The organism is Polaromonas sp. (genome assembly GCF_010365105.1).
GTDB lineage: Bacteria > Pseudomonadota > Gammaproteobacteria > Burkholderiales > Burkholderiaceae_C > Polaromonas.
The window spans coordinates 89,686-103,872 of record NZ_JAAFGZ010000011.1; the positions used below are offsets into that span (position 1 = coordinate 89,686).

The 14,187-nt window shown below is 53.6% G+C and carries 14 protein-coding genes, 2 tRNA genes and 2 pseudogenes; 14 read left to right on the forward strand and 4 right to left on the reverse strand.

Going from position 1 to position 14,187, the window contains the following annotated elements; genetic code table 11:
- Positions 1–22 precede the first annotated feature (22 nt).
- The 6 genes from GZ092_RS09900 (at position 23) to GZ092_RS09925 (ending at position 5,782) form a co-directional block, all read left to right on the forward strand.
- The gene (locus GZ092_RS09900; protein ID WP_293636256.1) at positions 23–1,129 is read left to right on the forward strand and encodes a tartrate dehydrogenase; all 1,107 of its coding nucleotides are present in this window, start codon (positions 23–25) and stop codon (positions 1,127–1,129) included.
- Positions 1,130–1,379: 250 nt separating this feature from the next.
- Positions 1,380–1,652, forward strand: coding sequence for an HU family DNA-binding protein (locus tag GZ092_RS09905; protein ID WP_011801034.1), 273 nt, complete (start codon positions 1,380–1,382; stop codon positions 1,650–1,652).
- Between the two features lie 18 nt (positions 1,653–1,670).
- Positions 1,671–1,746: transfer RNA gene (locus GZ092_RS09910), tRNA-Val, on the forward strand.
- 82 nt (positions 1,747–1,828) lie between these two features.
- Positions 1,829–3,763, forward strand: a complete 1,935-nt coding sequence (locus tag GZ092_RS09915; protein ID WP_293636231.1) for a SurA N-terminal domain-containing protein — start codon at positions 1,829–1,831, stop codon at positions 3,761–3,763.
- Positions 3,764–3,799: 36 nt separating this feature from the next.
- A tRNA-His gene (locus GZ092_RS09920) sits at positions 3,800–3,875 on the forward strand.
- 113 nt (positions 3,876–3,988) lie between these two features.
- Positions 3,989–5,782 (forward strand): DUF6538 domain-containing protein, encoded by a 1,794-nt coding sequence (locus tag GZ092_RS09925; protein WP_293636232.1) that lies wholly within the window; start codon positions 3,989–3,991, stop codon positions 5,780–5,782.
- Positions 5,783–5,926: 144 nt separating this feature from the next.
- Here the strand turns inward: GZ092_RS09925 and GZ092_RS09930 are convergent, their stop codons facing one another.
- Positions 5,927–6,403, reverse strand: coding sequence for a hypothetical protein (locus GZ092_RS09930; protein WP_293636233.1), 477 nt, complete (start codon positions 6,401–6,403; stop codon positions 5,927–5,929).
- Between the two features lie 340 nt (positions 6,404–6,743).
- Between GZ092_RS09930 and GZ092_RS09935 the strand changes: the two genes are divergently transcribed.
- Both GZ092_RS09935 and GZ092_RS09940 read left to right on the forward strand, forming a co-directional pair.
- Complete coding sequence (locus GZ092_RS09935; protein ID WP_293636257.1) at positions 6,744–7,010, forward strand: hypothetical protein; 267 nt, start codon at positions 6,744–6,746, stop codon at positions 7,008–7,010.
- Between the two features lie 133 nt (positions 7,011–7,143).
- A pseudogene (locus GZ092_RS09940) lies at positions 7,144–7,641 on the forward strand (IS21 family transposase); the annotation flags it as partial.
- Positions 7,642–7,663: 22 nt separating this feature from the next.
- Here the strand turns inward: GZ092_RS09940 and GZ092_RS09945 are convergent.
- Positions 7,664–8,392, reverse strand: a pseudogene (locus GZ092_RS09945) (NAD(P)-binding domain-containing protein); the annotation flags it as partial.
- Between the two features lie 199 nt (positions 8,393–8,591).
- Between GZ092_RS09945 and GZ092_RS09950 the strand changes: the two are divergent.
- The 6 genes from GZ092_RS09950 (at position 8,592) to GZ092_RS09975 (ending at position 12,262) form a co-directional block, all read left to right on the forward strand.
- Positions 8,592–9,077 (forward strand): lipocalin family protein, encoded by a 486-nt coding sequence (locus GZ092_RS09950; protein WP_293636234.1) that lies wholly within the window; start codon positions 8,592–8,594, stop codon positions 9,075–9,077.
- 187 nt (positions 9,078–9,264) lie between these two features.
- Positions 9,265–9,612, forward strand: coding sequence for a DUF2845 domain-containing protein (locus GZ092_RS09955; protein WP_293636235.1), 348 nt, complete (start codon positions 9,265–9,267; stop codon positions 9,610–9,612).
- 281 nt (positions 9,613–9,893) lie between these two features.
- On the forward strand, positions 9,894–10,733 hold the full coding sequence (locus GZ092_RS09960; protein ID WP_293636236.1) for a hypothetical protein: 840 nt from the start codon (positions 9,894–9,896) through the stop codon (positions 10,731–10,733).
- A gap of 176 nt (positions 10,734–10,909) precedes the next feature.
- Positions 10,910–11,167: a DUF1272 domain-containing protein gene (locus GZ092_RS09965; protein ID WP_293636237.1), complete on the forward strand. Its 258-nt coding sequence runs from the start codon at positions 10,910–10,912 to the stop codon at positions 11,165–11,167.
- Positions 11,168–11,296: 129 nt separating this feature from the next.
- A complete protein-coding gene (locus tag GZ092_RS09970) occupies positions 11,297–11,845 on the forward strand; it encodes a methyltransferase domain-containing protein (RefSeq protein WP_293636238.1) in 549 nt (182 codons plus the stop codon).
- 255 nt (positions 11,846–12,100) lie between these two features.
- A complete protein-coding gene (locus GZ092_RS09975; RefSeq protein ID WP_293636258.1) occupies positions 12,101–12,262 on the forward strand; it encodes a DUF3024 domain-containing protein in 162 nt (53 codons plus the stop codon).
- Between the two features lie 283 nt (positions 12,263–12,545).
- Here the strand turns inward: GZ092_RS09975 and GZ092_RS09980 are convergent, their stop codons facing one another.
- Both GZ092_RS09980 and GZ092_RS09985 read right to left on the reverse strand, forming a co-directional pair.
- Positions 12,546–13,277, reverse strand: a complete 732-nt coding sequence (locus tag GZ092_RS09980) for a hypothetical protein (RefSeq protein WP_293636239.1) — start codon at positions 13,275–13,277, stop codon at positions 12,546–12,548.
- Between the two features lie 39 nt (positions 13,278–13,316).
- On the reverse strand, positions 13,317–13,916 hold the full coding sequence (locus GZ092_RS09985) for a hypothetical protein (protein WP_293636240.1): 600 nt from the start codon (positions 13,914–13,916) through the stop codon (positions 13,317–13,319).
- Positions 13,917–14,187 lie beyond the last annotated feature (271 nt).

Here is a 14,187-nt window from a genome sequence, read left to right on the forward strand (position 1 = left end):
AACTGAACCAAAGGAAAACACCATGAACAAAACACTTGATAAAAAAAGAATCGCCGTCATCGCGGGCGATGGCATCGGCAAGGAAGTCATGCCTGAAGGCATTCGTGTGCTGGAAGCCGCAGCGGTCAAATACGGGATTGACCTGCAGTTTGATCATTTCGATTTTTCCAGCTGGGACTATTTTGAAAAACACGGCAAGATGCTGCCCGACAACTGGAAAGACCAGATTGGGGGACATGACGCAATCTACTTTGGCGCAGTAGGCTGGCCCGACAAGATTGCCGACCATCTGTCGCTCTGGGGTTCGCTGCTGCTGTTCCGTCGCGAATTTGACCAGTACATCAACCTGCGGCCTGCACGGCTCATGCCTGGCATCATCGCGCCGGTCGTGCGGCGAGACGGTAGTCCGCGCCAGCCAGGAGAGATTGATTTCTACATCGTGCGTGAAAACACCGAAGGTGAATATTCGAGCATCGGCGGCAGGGCATTTCCGGGCACCGAACGGGAGTTTGTGCTGCAGGAGTCGGTGTTTACACGCATCGGCGTTGATCGGGTGCTGAAGTTTGCCTTTGAGCTGGCGCAGACGCGACCCAAAAAACATCTGACCAGCGCGACCAAATCCAACGGTATTTCCATTTCGATGCCCTATTGGGATGAACGTGTTGCAGAAATGGCAAAAAACTATCCGGCGATCCAGCTCGACAAGTTCCACATCGACATCCTGACCGCGCATTTTGTGCAACGACCGGACTTTTTTGACGTGGTTGTGGCCAGCAATTTGTTTGGGGACATCCTGAGTGATCTGGGGCCTGCCTGCACGGGAACCATCGGCATTGCGCCCAGCGCCAACCTTAATCCGGAGGGCAAGTTTCCTTCGCTGTTCGAGCCGGTCCATGGCTCGGCGCCAGACATTGCCGGGCGCGGCATTGCCAATCCCATCGGCCAGATCTGGTGCGGTGCCATGATGCTGGAATTTCTGGGATACAAGGACGCCCATGATGGCATTCTTGCCGCTATTGAACAGGTTCTCAGTCCCGAGAGCGGTGCGCCACGCACGCCTGATCTGGGAGGTCAGGCGGGTACGATGGACATTGGTAAAGCCATCGCGCAAGTGTTGGCTAACGGGTAAAAATGCATGTTGTCAAGCATGAAAATTAAAGCGCATGCCTGGCAACACAATCAGAATTCACCAAAACAAAGCTAGAATTCTGCTCCACCGCTTAAATACTTGCGTCATGTTGACAGCTTGGAAGTCCATGGCTTTAATGGATCCAGATGCCAAACTGTCCTGGCGGTCCTTCCGACATCGCACTTCCGTTTGTCGCGGAAACAGGTATCAAGCCAACCAGAACAACTGATCAAATGACGAGGTGTTTTTTGTGAACAAGACTGAATTGATTGAGCACATTGCCCAGAATGCCGACATTTCCAAGGCTGCGGCAACGCGTGCTCTGGAGTCCACCATCAGCGCGGTGAAGGCCACGCTGAAAAAAGGAGGCTCTGTGTCTCTGGTGGGTTTTGGTACCTTTGCTGTTGGTAAACGTGCAGCACGGACGGGCCGAAATCCCCGGACTGGCGATGCGATTAAAATCAAGGCAGCCAAGGTTCCTAAATTCCGTCCAGGCAAAGCGCTCAAGGATGCGCTGAACTGATGTAATGTTTGTACAGTGGGGTGCTTAGCTCAGTTGGTAGAGCAGCGCCTTTACACGGCGTAGGTCGGCGGTTCGAGTCCGTCAGCACCCACCACCCACTAAAAAGAAAAGGCGAACCAGGGTTCGCCTTTTTTCGTTGTTGTGCCCGTTCGGGCCGTCATACAGGAAATTCGAAGATGTTTGATTTCATTCGCAAGCACACCAAATGGACAATGGCATTGCTGTTTTTGCTGATCGTACCGTCCTTCATACTGGTTGGCATGAACAGCAATCCTTCCGCTGAAAAAGGCCGTGTGGTGGCCAAGGTGGACGGCACTGAAATTAGCCAGCCTGAATGGGATCGGGAGCATCTTAAAGAAGTCGACCGTCTGCGCGCCTCCATGCCGACGCTGGATGCCAAACTGCTCGATACACCTGAGGCACGCTATGCCACGCTGGAACGCATGGTTCGTGACCGCGTGGTTGCCGTGGCTGCTGAAAAACTCAAGCTCTCCACCAGCGACCAGCATCTTGCGCGGGAATTGCAGAGCAGTCCTGAAATTGCCGCCTTGCGTCGCGCCGATGGTTCGCTTGACATGGAGCGCTATCGCCAATTGCTCGGTGCCCAGGGTTTGAGTCCGGAAATGTTTGAAGCCAATGTGCGGTCTGATTTGTCCCGGCGACAGGTTCTGGCGGGTGTCGCCAACAGCGGCTTGACTTCCAGTGTGGCAGCTGACCTCGCATTGAACGCTTTTTTTGAAAAGCGGGAGATCCAGCTGGCACGATTCAACGCTGCTGATTACGCCGCAAAGCTCATTCCGTCAGAATCCGACATCGAGCAGTTCTACAAGGCCAATGAAAACCTTTTCCAGGCACCCGAACAAGCCAGCATCGAATATGTTCTGCTCGACCTCGACACGTTGACCAAAGGTATTACGGTCAATGAAGCGGACCTCAAGACTTATTACGAGCAGAACGCGAAACATTTGAGTGGCACGGAAGAGCGTCGGGCCAGCCACATCCTGATTACCGCTCCGGTCAGCGCGCCAGCTGCTCAGCGTGAGGAAGCGAAGGCAAAAGCTGAGGCATTGCTCGCAAGTGTTCGAAAAGCCCCTGATACCTTCGCTGACGTTGCCCGAAAAAACTCGCAGGATCCGGGCTCTGCGCCCAGCGGTGGCGATCTTGACTTTTTTGGCAGAGGCGCCATGGTCAAGCCATTTGAAGACGCTGTTTTTTCGATGCAAAAGGGTGATATCAGCGATGTGGTCGCGTCTGACTTTGGATACCACATTATCAAGCTGACCGACATCAAGGTGCCCAAACAACGAAGTTTTGAAGAAATGAAGCCTACGCTTGAAGCGGACCTGAAGAAGCAGCAGGCACAAAAGAAATTCTCTGAAACCGCTGAAGCCTTTTCAAATGGTGTGTATGAACAGTCCGACAGCTTGAAGCCTGTGGCTGATCGTTTGAAACTTGAAATCAAAACCGCTGGGAACGTACTGCGTCAGCCAGCTGCAGGCGCAACCGGTCCGCTGGCAAATACCAAGTTTCTCAATGCGCTTTTCTCACCTGATTCAACCGAGAAAAAACGCAACACCGAAGCCGTTGAGGTGGGCTCCAACCAGTTGGTGTCAGGACGCATTGTCCAGTACACCCCGGCGCAAACCTTGCCTTTGACCGAGGTCAGAGGCATCGTGCGCCAGCGCTGGCTGGCGAAGCACGGTGCCGAAGAGGCCCGCAAGGATGGAGTTGCCAAACTTGCGGCCTGGAAGGCCGCACCCGCTGCGGCGGCCTTGGCCTTGCCGATACTGGTATCGCGTGAACAGAACCAGCAGTTGCCAGCGCCACTTGTTGATGCTGCGCTGCGTGGTGACAGCAACGTTTTGCCATTTTTTACGGGAGTCGACTTGGGTTCACAGGGCTATGCCATCATCAAGGTCAACAAGGTTGTGCCGCGTGACCAACCAGCCGACGCAACAGCCCTGCAAGAGCGCAACCAGTACAGCCAACAGTGGACATCTGCCGAAACGCTGGCTTATTACAATGGTTTGAAGGATCGATTCAAGGCAGAGATACTGGTAGCCAAGCCCGCAGTTGTTCAGCCAAATGCGGAAGCTGTCCAAAGCAGGTAAATCATGCTCTCTTTAACGCTATAATTTGAAGTTACGGTGGCTGTAGCTCAGTTGGTAGAGTCCAGGATTGTGATTCCTGTTGTCGTGGGTTCGAGCCCCATCAGCCACCCCATTCATACTTAGCGTTCATGTAAGTGTTTGATTTCTTTATGAATCAAGCACTTACCGCCAGATATAAATTCTGGTTGTTACACGACCTGTCACACAACTACGTGGAGCAGGAACGTGAAAGCAATCTCAGAAAATCTTTATGAACGCGGCATTAACGGCATCAAATACTGCCGTCGCCGTATACCCGCCGCACTCTTGGCGGCGTATCCCCCTAAAAAAACGCACATTGTTCGCAGTCTAGGCACGTCCGACCTGCGCGTGGCCAAACAACGCCTCAAAGTCGAAATAAATCGGATTGATGCTGAGTTTGCCCAGAAACTTGCTGCGTTACAGCAAAAACAGGCGTCCTACTCTAGGAAGAAGCTCGATTCCTTGTCCAACGAGCAACTGAATGCGTTGGCGGACCATTGGGTTCGGCAGGTGTTGCTCAATGACGAGCGCCAGCGAAGTGAGGGGCTCGACGACGACGAGTTCGACGAACTGGGGGCGCGGCTGGAGGAGCAACGTGCCCAATTGGGTCGAATGCTGGCCACGGGTCGGTCCGACAAAATTTTGCCCGCCATGCACGGATTTATTCACCTTTGCGGGCTGGATGTCGAAATGTCACCCGAGGAGTCCAAGCGAGCCGGTGCGGCCTTCCTTAGTGCCGTCGTGACCTCTTTGGACCACCAGCGCGCCCGACAAGGCGGACAGGTCGTTAAAACCAACGACGTGGCACCCGAAGTGCTAACGCCCAAGGAGGTTGCTACAAACGAAGACGGCAAATCGTCAAAGCAGGGGCCCGATTGGGATGCGGTATTCATTGCCTGGCGCGACTACGTTAGCAATCGGCCGAAAAGTACCGCTATTGCCACTCAGACACCATGGCGTGAGCTTCAGCGGTTCGCCACCGAAAATGGTGTAGACCAGCCCGGCGAGCTCACTCCTGAGCTGATGCGAAAGTTTGTGGATGTGATGGCTGCACGCGGTCTTGCCGTCATCACACTCAATGAGCGGTTGGCCAAAATCAAGTCCCTTTTCAAGGTCGTCAAGGGCAGGGGTGTGCTCTCCATCAATCCAGCCGCAGACACCTTGGGCTTGAAGCAGAACAGCTTTGAAAAGCGCGAGAAGCGTCGATTGCCTTTTGACAATGCTGACTTGGGGAACATTTTTTCATCGCCGATTTTTAACCACCAGCAACTGCGCTCGCAGGGCCAGGCAGGAGAGGCGACCTACTGGATTCCAATACTTATGTATTACACCGGTGCGCGGACTGAAGAAATTGCTGGTTTGGCCCTTGCCGATGTGGTGCAGGACCCTGAGCATGGCTGGTATTTCAACATCATCGACCGTCCGTCTCAAGACGATGATTTGTTTTCTGAAGAGCAGAAAGCCGAGAAAAAGAAATCAAATATCGACGGCAAAGCTCAACTGCAATGGCGACTCCTTAAAAATGGAACCTCCATTCGGAAAGTGCCCCTGGCAACCGAACTTATTAACCTGGGGCTGTTTCGCTACATGGATTCCGTTCGAGAAAAAGGCGAAGTCTCACTGTTTCCATCGTTGAGCCATGACTGGCATGACAAGCTTTCGGGTGCATTTTCCAAGTTTTTTGGGCGTTATAAAACGAAGATATTGGGTATCCATGAGCCCAAAAAAGTGCTTTATTCCTTTCGCCACACCATGAAAGATGCGATGACGAATGCGCGCGTGGAAACAAAATATCTCCAGCGCATCCTTGGTCATGCCAGCGGCGAAGGTTCGATAACGGATGGGTACGGTTCTGCCGATGTTCCGTTGGACGCCTTGATGGACGAATTCCGAAAGGTGAAGTTTTTCCCAATTGATGCGCATTCATGGCAGCCTGGGAAGGGACGTGTCAAATTCCCGAAACTGCCCAAGACAACCGGCACTGGGAAATCAACATAATTTGCAGTCTATGTAATTTACGTATTGGAGATTTGCGTCAATATTACGGGTACAAGTAAAAGAAAAAGCCACCGTATAAGGGTGGCTTTTTAAAATCAAATTATTGTTGTTCGTCGAACCACTCCCGTTACCTTCGTTACCCTGTCAGCTGTATAGAGTTGACCAATCCGACTCTTCCTGCGCTACCGCTGCTTCCTGCCGGTCCGGTGCGTGTATCGGCGGCTTTACCGGCGCAGTGGCCTGAGGGAGCACCTGCTGAGCTGCGTGAGCCTTTTCTTTGACTGCTTCTTTGATAGCAGCAGGGCCAGCTGATTTATCCATATCCTGCGATGCTGCTACCTTGGAGACCTTGGTGGCTTCAAAAGCAATGATGAGTAGCGTCCCAGTGGGCTTGCCTTCGCGTGAAAGATAGAAGTCCGTTTTCAATTTTCCGGTAACCCTGGCGAAGTCTCCTTTGTTAAGCTGCGGGTTTTCGTCGACCATCATTCTTATGGTGAACCAGGTCGGGCCCGTATCCAAGCCCCTTTGGCTCTCTGCCAATCGGAATTCGTAATAACCCTTGTTGGTGCTCTTGCTCACCTTGCGTTCAGGCGGTGAAGCCACGTTTCCAAAAACTTGCATGTGTTGTCCTCAAAATTGGTTCTATCAAGATGACGAATTTCGTCATACGAGTCGTATAGCAACCTGAATTTTTGATTTGACGGTGGATTATGGAATGTGAGGAGGCTGAGGTCGCCTGCTGAGGAACCGTCGCGCCGGTGTACAAGGACACCAACTTTGGTGGCAGAAAGAAGAGGCGTTGCAGGTGCTGGATGAGGCAAGTGCTCTGCCACCGGAATACCCAGGATGGATGTTGGCCATGCAGGGGCAGTACCGCGCTAAACTTCCTGAGAAGGTTTAAGTTCGGTGCATGGGAACTCTCATTTCATCCAAAAATCACCACTACGAAAGTAATATTTCAATGCGTTCAACCCACCTTATTTCTTGCGTCACCCTTGCCACCGTTCTCGCACTCACAACTGGCGCAGCTAGCGCCAAAGGTTGCCTCAAGGGCGCTGCGGTGGGGGCTGTAGCCGGACATGTCGCAGGACACCATTCCGTGCTCGGTGCGGTTGGTGGCTGCGTTGTTGGTCGTCATATGGCGAACAAAAAGGCTAAAGAAGAAGCATCACAGAAGAGTAGTGTGACGTCACAGCCACATGCAGCCTCAGACGCGAATCACGTTTAGCTGGTTGACGACAATTACCGTGGTTGGTTAGAGGCCTACACCGGGCGGGTCCGGGAGGCGGGGCTACCGTTGAACCTTCGAACACACATCGAAGGTAGGCGGCATGCCCGGCAAGAGAATCACGGACCACCAAGTGCACAAGTACAAGCAACACCGAATCAAGCTAAGTCAAGTAGCCTCTGCTGCCAAAGCGGGCATCAGCGAGCGAAGCGCCCGGCGTATTGAAGACGCGCAAAGCCTGCCCTCCCAGCGTCCCGAGCGGAACTGGCGCACCCGAGAAGACCCGCTGAGTGCGGTTTTGGACAGCGAAGTCATCCCACTGTTGCAAACCGATGCCCGGCTCAACGCCGTCACCCTGCTCGAAGAACTCCAGCGCCGCTATCCCGGCCAGTGGGACACAAGCGTGCTGCGGACCCTGCAGCGACGCATGCGCCTGTGGCGTGCCAAGTTTGGAGCCGAGCGGGAGGTCTACTTTGCCCAGGAACACCCGCCAGGGCGCCAAGGCATCTCGGACTTCACCGTGGCTGATGAACTGAAAGTGGAGATTGCCGGCGTGGCGTTTACTCACCGTCTGTACCAAGTTGCACCGGCCTATTCGGGATGGCGCCACGTTACGGTCATCGACTCCGGCTAGCCGGTGATTCGGGAGGCCTCTACTTCAGGTTGTTGCCTTGCGCAGCCATTGCCTGTTCCTGCTTGGCGTGGTTGGCCAGGTACTCGGCGTGTTGCGCCTCGGTGCGTCGGGTGCCCAGACTGGTGAGATGCTCGCGCAGTTTGTCGGCGGGCAGGTCGGCGCCGTAGGAGGGGGTACCGGGTTGCTGCCGCCACGACTCGTGCAGGCTGCCGTCGTCCACGGCGTCAAAGCCCAGTTCCTGAACCAGGGCCATGACTTTTTGCTTCGCCGCCGCATCGTCGCCGGCCACCGGCAGGGAGATGCGGCCGGGCGAGCCGGCGGGCAGGCCCTTGTTTTGGAGGTGGTCGGCGTAGATGTTGTTGAATACCTTCACCACCGGGCGGCCTAGGTGCTGCTGCACCCATTCGCTTTCAGTGAGGTCACCAGTTTCCAGCTCCGGCATCTGGCCGTCGCGCAGCATGGGGTAGTAGTTGCTCGTGTCGATGACCGGCACGTCGGCCGCCACGCCCGCGAACAGGTCTTTGGGCAGGTCGGGGATGTTTTTGAGCGGAATGGTGACCACGATGATTTCGCCGTGGCGGGCCGCTTCCTGGGCCGTAACCGGCTTGGCGCCGGTTTTTTGGGCCACGTCTTTCAGCGTTTCAGGCCCGCGCGAGTTGGCGATGTAAACCGAGTGTCCGAGGCTGACGAGCCGCACAGCGAGGGCGCTGCCGATGTGGCCGGCCCCGATGATTCCAATGTTCATATAGTCCTTAGATTTAAGAGGTTTGCACGGCGAGGAGTTGCCTCCGCAGTTAGTTAAACAGCGACGACGACGAACTGCTTATTTTGGCGGGTAGCCGCCGGAGTTCACGGTGGGCAACATCAGTTAATCAAGCGAAGCTGATAAAACTAAACTCCATATTACGCTCCAAAGGTGCGGTGTGTCCGACAGGTGTTGGCGCCGATTGAATATTGACCAGCTAGGGGTGCGGCAGTATGCGCAACACATCGAAGGCTGGCTGGGTGGTCAATGCATTGTGAACCTGCCAAGGGCCAGACCTGCGCAAGGCCAGCGCGTTGGTCGCTCCATTGACTCCTTGCAGCCCGACGGCGGTGTGCAGGTTATCAACCGCTGCCGGCAAGGCAGCGGTGAGATGAAGGAAGCGCTCGGCAGCGGCCGGCAGATTGGGGATGCGACGTCTTCAAAACTGGAGGTTCGTTTCGCCCCGGCCTGGCTGTCCTTCCTTCCCATGGTGTGGGGCGACCACTGGGTCATCGACCTGGACCCGGCTTACCAGCTCGTGGCCGTCAGCGAGCCCAAGCGAGAGTACCTGTGGATTTTGTCCAGAAGCATGAAGGTCGACTCTGCCGCGTACGATGCATTGTTGGGTCGGCTGACACGCAAAGGGTTTGACCTTCAGCGGCTGGAAAGGACCCTCCAGCAGGAGTGACGTGGGGTAGCGAAGAGGCCGATGGCCGCCTGGCACGGCTCTGCCGTTCATCGTTTGGTTTATAAATCCACGGAATTCGGTTTGAACATGCTCGTCGGGCCAGATGCAAAAAAGTGGCATGCTCGCTCCCATGGGTAAAGTGACCGTCCATTGCGCTGTGTGGCCCCTTAGTGCGAAAGTAGTGCGCGTGAAACTCCTTGTCCGCATTTCCCTTGCCGCTGTCGTTTCCTCCTTGTACCCGCCTGCGTATGCGGAAACGCTGCGGTGCAATGGCCACATCGTTGAAACAGGCGACTCGCGCCTGTCTGTCCGCTACCACTGCGGGGAGCCGTTGCTTCAGGATTCCTACTGTGCGCCGGTCTACTATTACCCTGGATTCCAGCTTGTGCCCGAGCCGTTTGCCAGCTCGGTCGTTCCTTGCCTAGTGGTCGATGAATGGCTGTACGACCGTGGTCCCGGCAATCTCGTCGCGACGGTGCGCTTTCCTGCGGGTGTGGTGCAGTCCATCACCTACGGCGCGCGGGCAACGCCGTAATAACGGGCGTTGACGTGATGGTGGTTGAAGGCACAGTTCCGGGGGCTTATTCACCCCTTGGCATAGTGAAAGCCATATTTTGTCCATTGTTCTCTCATCAACCAGTTGCGGCTGTTGCCCATTGACCCTTAGCGGCGTAGCATCCTTGTTCAAGCAACCTGGCAGAAAGAGGCTCAGCCATGAGGCTTCACGGTCGCACATTACTTCGCCAGCGCATTTTCATTGCAGCATGCTTGGGCTCAATGTTGGCCCCGGTGCTAGCGGCCGAATGTGATGGCTCCTTGGCGTCCAACCTAGGCGGTTTGCGCCGCGCATGGCTGCTTTCTGATGGAGGTGTTGCCGCGTTCGCCAAGCTCAACATCAACATTGATGGCTATGCACGCGCCTACCATCCGCGTAACGCGGAGGCCGGCTCGCTCATCCACCTGTGCAATGCCGGGCGGGTATACCTGCTGGACGGCAACTCGTATGAAGGCTCCGAGAGCAACGCGACGTGCACCGGACGTTTCATGCGGGACGTGGGGCGAATCGGCGCAGCCGGCTGGACCAATCCGTCGGTCGGCGTCGTGAACTGGTACGGCATCCTGGGCCGAGGCTCGGCCAGGGTCAACGGACGCGCCATTCAATCCGTCGTGCCCGTGCTGCAGAAGGACGGCTCGGGCTTTTATGTCTCGCCGACCACGCTGGCCGACCGTTCTTTCGCTGACGAAGCGGAGCAGACGCGCTACGTGAATCCGCTTAGTATTGCCGCTGCCGTCGCGCCGCGCAGTCTTCTCGCCAAAGGCGTCGCGATGGGGTCGTTTGGCGTGGCGTACAACGTCAACCGGCGCATTGCCGTGCCGTTCGTGGTCGGCGACGCGGGTCCGCGCATTGGGGAGGGCAGCGTCGCGCTGGCGCGGCTCGCCGCCGGTTTGCCACTCAAAGACAACGTGACACGCCTCGAGCGTTTTGCAGGCCAGGTGGATGCGCCCCATGTGCTGTGGGTGTTTTTCAAAGATGCTGCAGAGAAGTTTGACAGCCACAGCGAAGCGGCGACGACCGCAAAAGCGCAAGCCGCGTACCAGGCATGGGGCGGGGATGCCCGGCTGGCGAGCTGCGTCGAGCAGGTGCCCCGGAATTAGCCTAACCGAGACCGAGCGCATGGCTTGCCTAGGTGCGGCCTTGTTGCTGGCACGATGGTCGCCAATAAGCGCATGAAGTTCGTACCGGTTGGATTTTTAATCCTGGTGCTTCCAACTCAGTTCTGCTCCCTGTCAGTCCTTATATTTATATGTCTTTTTGAATCCAGAATGCAGCCATGCTTGAACTTCGACCGAACTGTGAATGCTGCGACCGTGACCTACCACCGGAATCCAGCGAGGCCCGCATCTGCTCGTTTGAATGCACTTTCTGCGTTTCCTGCGCACAGACGGTGCTGATGGGCATCTGTCCCAACTGCGGGGGCGAACTGGTCGCCAGGCCCAGACGACCGGCATGCAAGCTTGAAAGTAATCTAGCCTCGACGAAGCGCATTTTCAAGCCAGGCGGTTGCGCCCAGCCTGCATCGCTTGAATAGCCATCCCGAGCTTCACGCCGGTGATAAAACAGCGTGTTGCCAGTGCGGGCGCCAAACCTGTTGGGTGGCCCAACCGTACACTGCCGACAGCAATTTCAATTTTCCCAAAAGAAAGACCGAGCACCCAACATGGCAGGACCCACCACTGATTTCTGGCAAGAGCGTTTTGAGAAAAAGCAAACTGGCTGGGACCGCGGTGCAGCAAGTCCCCAGCTGCTGGCATGGCTGGACAGTGAGGCCTTAAAGCCATGCCGGATTGCCGTTCCCGGTTGTGGCAGCGGCTGGGAAGTGGCCGAACTGGCTCGGCAAGGATTTGACGTGGTCGGCATCGACTACACCCCGGCAGCGGTCGAGCGGACCCGGGCTCTGTTGTCGGCCCAAGGCTTGATGGCCGAGGTCTTGCGGGCAGATGTCTTGGCATATCAGCCGGACAAGCCGTTTGATGCCATTTACGAGCAGACCTGCCTGTGCGCGCTTCATCCTGACCATTGGGTGGAGTACGCCAGGCAGCTTCAAAAGTGGCTCCCAGGGCAGTATTTGGGCACTGTTCATGCAGATGATTCGACCGGAAGCGACCGAAGAGGGGCTCATTCAGGGGCCGCCTTATCACTGCGACATCAACGCCATGCGGGCGCTCTTTCCTGCGCAAGACTGGGTGTGGCCCAAGCCGCCCTATGAAAAAGTGCCCCATCCCAACGTTGGCCATGAACTCGGGCTTCATCTGATGCTTCGTCAAGGGCTGTGACTTTGGATTTGACTGAACTCGAATGCAAGCGTTGTGAAAAATCGCTAACGGAATTCATAGCCCGCCGCCGGCCTCCACTACATATCCGAGGCCAGCTCGACATTGGCTACAGAATCGAGGGGCGGAGCGTCGAGATTTTTGAAATTCGACCCGACAGGAAAGACGCTTGCGTTCGGCATGAATCCCCCGTGGCCAAGGCGACTTTCGTGCGAACAAAGGGCATCTGGAAAGTGTTCTGGATGCGCTCAGACCTGAAGTGGCACAGTTACGAGCCCAAAGCAAAGGTGAACACCTTGAAGGAATTCTTGGGAGCAGTTGACCGCGATGAGCACAGTTGCTTCTTTAGCTGAACGCGTCGCGTTTAATGCCACGCAAACGGTGAGCAGAACAGGGGCGGTGACGGGATTTTAAGTAAGGCGCCTGCCTACAGTCATGCTGGTCAGGTTTTCGTTCAAATATCTGTTTTTTTATGGGAAGCGCTCATGCCGGACGAAACCAGACTGGCCCTTGACCTTCTCGCTCTGTCAAGCGTTCTTTGGAGCCGGCAGGGCCATGCCGCCAAATCATCAAATACCCCGGCATCCAGATGCATGCAGTGCTACCACAATATAGCTCCGCCCAATGGGCTAAGGATTAAGGAGATATTTTCGCCGCTTTGACCACAGCATTGCCAATTTGTTTTGAATTCACAATGAAATAATCAGAAACTCCAGATTTAAGCTCGAAGTTTGCTTTCTTTTTTATCTCGCCAATTTGTTGCATTGAGTTTTGGCATGAACTAGGAAATAAATAAATTGCGTCGTTTTTTTGAAAGTTGTCTTGAGGTAATCCACTAGAGACAATACTCCAATACCCTGTATTAACGGTATAAAGCCCTAGTTTTATACTTGTATCAATTGTTAATTTACACTTTTCCTTGTCTCCATCGGTTACAGGCTCTATCTTATCATCCACTTCTCCAAATACTCCCGCATATATCTTCCCTTTTACAGTGCTTGTAGGAATAGTAACCTCTTGGATATAGACGGAGTCTGTCATCCCAAAGAGCGTCTGTGGTCTTGGGAAAAATTCAAGTATAACTTTTTCACTACAAAATTGTTCTTCAGAATCATAGTACTTTGCTCTGTCTTCTGGTTCAGCCTTGAACGTTTGGCCATCTTTACATTTATGATTAAATTTATATTCTCCGTTAGACTTGGTTTTGCCTAGGCGGAGATAACCTGGGTTAAGAATTACTATTCCGGTAACTGATGTTTTTTGCTTGTCAACAAGTTGCACGGTTATTTGAGAATTTTGGCCAAAACCTATTTTAACGTGGCTAGCAATTAATAATAATCCTAAAAATTTAAATATGGATTTTTTCACAATATTCTCCAGTATTTTTAACAATAGAGAAATCGGTAATTAAGCAGGTTTTCTTATGATTAAGCGTTGCCAATAGAAAAGAAAGGTCGCCAGTAGCCATATTCCAGCAATCCCAACAAAGAACCATACCTCATGCCTCACAAACCAAGTCTCCCAAGATGGTTCAGTCATGTATATGGGGTCCTCACTTTCAAATCTTAAAGTCGGCGGTTTATCGCCAATGAAACCAACGAGAATCGAAAATCTCCAGCCAGGGTGAACTTTAGGTATCGTGTATTGTGCAAGGCCTCCCCGATACTTCCATGGGTCGTTGCCCTCAAAAGCAGGTGGTATAGGCTGCATTTCAGTTATGTTACCTAGGATTTGAGTATTTCCTTGAGCCATAAACACTACTGTTAAATTCTTGAATGTTGTGGTGCGCGTGAGGTTTGTGAGTTGTACGGTTATACTTTTGGCGTTAGGCTGCTTTTCGGAAGGATTAGCTACAGCCTGAGAAATTTTATACTCAAGTGTTGGTGAGGTCGTGATGCGACCGACGATGTACGTAGCTGACCAGCCTGCGATAGCTAAAGCGAGAGTAACAAAGAAGGGTACCTTATCGCTATCCATTTTTAGCTCGGTTTTTTTAACTGGCAACAATTATGACTGTTAAATTCTTAAATAATTTTGCTTTAGCAACAAGCAATTTCATTGATTTTTAGCAAATAAGTAAAAATTTCAGATGCAAGAATTTTTAATTTAAAGATACTTCAATATAAGAATTACCATTTAGGTTAACTTTTTACCATCATGTTATTAGCGAGAAAGTTTATTGAATTGAGTAAACTTTCGCAAAGGCTGAGCATGCTCTACTTGTGCGATGCGTCGGTGATAGTTCCTTACGCTTAACTGCTATCAGTATTATGGGTTG